General features: G+C 40.6%; 2 protein-coding genes. Both read left to right on the top strand.

Annotation, left to right across the window (positions count from 1 at the left end):
• The first annotated feature begins 91 nt into the window (after positions 1-91).
• Positions 92-1,063 carry a gamma-glutamyl-gamma-aminobutyrate hydrolase family protein gene (locus NEPTK9_RS09385; protein ID WP_194848571.1) on the top strand — a complete coding sequence of 324 codons (972 nt, stop codon included), beginning with the start codon at positions 92-94 and terminating at the stop codon, positions 1,061-1,063.
• Positions 1,064-1,176: 113 nt separating this feature from the next.
• Positions 1,177-1,707, top strand: coding sequence for a hypothetical protein (locus NEPTK9_RS09380; RefSeq protein WP_194848570.1), 531 nt, complete (start codon positions 1,177-1,179; stop codon positions 1,705-1,707).
• Positions 1,708-2,173: the final 466 nt, after the last annotated feature.

Here is a 2,173-nt window from a genome sequence, read left to right as displayed (position 1 = left end):
AGAAAAGCTTGCCTATGCAGGCAATAGGTTACTTAGTTAATCCTCTCCGTACACTTACCAGGTTGGCAGGGATATGACTTAGACTTTGCAGGTGTCCTGTACATCACTAAAACATATTCGGTTTTCTAACTGCCATTTTATTGACTGTGATTTTAGGGGTGCCACCTTTAGCAAAGGAGCGCTTGAGAATGTCTCATTTTCTAACTGCGACTTCGAGAGTGCGATTTTTTTTGATATTCATGTAGATTCTGCTACCTTTAAAAATTGCCGGCTATCTTATACCTGTTGGAGCCAAGCAACCATTCATGATCTGAAAATCGATGGAGAAAAGGATCCTAACAGGGTCTTTATTCAAGACCATATGGGTTCCCTTGAAGGGATGACCTTTCTAGGCACTGTTATCTCTGGAGATTCATTGATTCAAAACTGCTCCCTTAAAAACGTGATTTTTTGTGGCAATAGAGAATCATTTTCTTTCGAGAATTGCGCTCCCCACGAGATTAATCGGCCCGTGATAGGGATTGGGATGGATCTTTCCTCCCCTGCTTACTATGCGAGGATGGAAGTCATAGCGATCAAAAAACTAGGGGGTATCCCTGTCTATTATATGCACTACCCTACTGATATCGATCGAGTCGATTTGAGAGAAGCCGCTAGCAAGACATTGATCGACTACCAGCCTGACTGCTCCTCTGAAGCTAAAAGCCGTGGGCAGTGGATACTAGAAAACCCTCGCGGAGAACACATTATCGAAAGGGTTAAAAACTATGCTACAGAGTTTTTCTCTATAGTTGATGGCCTTATCATTCCTGGAGGCAAGCACGTTCCAAACCTTTTATACAAAGGGTTTACAATTGATCGGGCTTATGATACGAGAAAAAAAGAGCTCTTAAGAAGTATCATAGAATTTACACTGTTGGATCTAAGTGAAAAAAACAAAAAACCGGTCATGGGGATTTGCCGTGGAGCTCAGATCATGAATGTGTTCCTGAATGGAACACTTGCTAACTTCCCTAAAAAAACGGACCCTTCGAAATCGACCCGTCCGCCTATGACAAAATAGAAAAATACCCAGAAAATGAACCTTGCAAGAGCTTTATTGATAAAATCACTGAGCAGGAAGAGTTGCATGCCCTGAGCCTGCATGACCAAGCTGTAAAGCGGCCAGGAGAAACTGTGATTCCCCTCTTATGGGCAAAGGACGTGATGAAGCTTGCTCTTGCTAAAGATGGACTGTTCATTTTATCTCAGGTCCACCCAGAAATCATAGCTCAAAAAAATATCGGTGAGATTTTATCCAAGAAAAAAGCCTTTTTGACGGAGCTAAAGAAGGGTATTGAATCTATCGATGGGGAATATGACTCCATGAACAAAGTGCAAAGAGCAGTACTAAGCAATTATGTAAAATTTATTGAAGATGACTATTTCAACGACACCCTTGAGTTCGTTGGAGTTGACACGAAAGGAGATCATAATTACTCATATTTCGGTTGGTCTAATAAGAGAGCTTATGACCATATTTTCAAGGATAAGCAAAAAATTTGCAACCAAATCGATACACTCATAAACGCCTACCAACTAGCAGAGAGTAAATTTGAGATGATGGTTAAATTTTCTCACCACTTGTTTGGTCTTTTTTTTGATCATGTCAATCATTATCGCCTTCAAAAAGAGGATTGTTTAGAGGTAAAAGCTATTCTATCGTAAAAGGACTCTTTTTCTTAAAATTATCCCCTACTTTGGCTTTGAGGGTTGATTTTTCTTTCTTTTTAGACCATGATGCCGATTATGAGCGAAGAAGAAATGAACACATACCTCTTACACACACTAAAAAGGGAAAGCATTGGACAGCTCCTCTTCCCTTTTGCCCTCGACCAAAAAGAGGAGAAAGCTCCCCTGCCCTCAAACAATCAGCAACACAATCTCCCACCCCAGAAAGACTTCTTCGCATATAAAGCATTCATTTGGGATGAAGAAATTAACCAAAGGCAAGATCATGTCAACAATCACTAAAAAGCTGAGGCTTTCCCGCTGTAACAATTTTAAGTAAGCTGGGTCGAAAAAATCCAGCCGACCAGCCGCCGATTTGGCTCGACTAGAAGATGAAAGTTTATAAATTTCTCCCAATTCGGGGTTTAAAATAATTTATAGTGTTTTTTCTGCGCTTTCGGGG

This window comes from Candidatus Neptunochlamydia vexilliferae (assembly GCF_015356785.1).
GTDB lineage: Bacteria > Chlamydiota > Chlamydiia > Chlamydiales > Simkaniaceae > Neptunichlamydia > Neptunichlamydia vexilliferae.
Note: the sequence above shows the minus strand (reverse complement) of the source record. Positions and strands in the feature narration are given on the sequence as shown.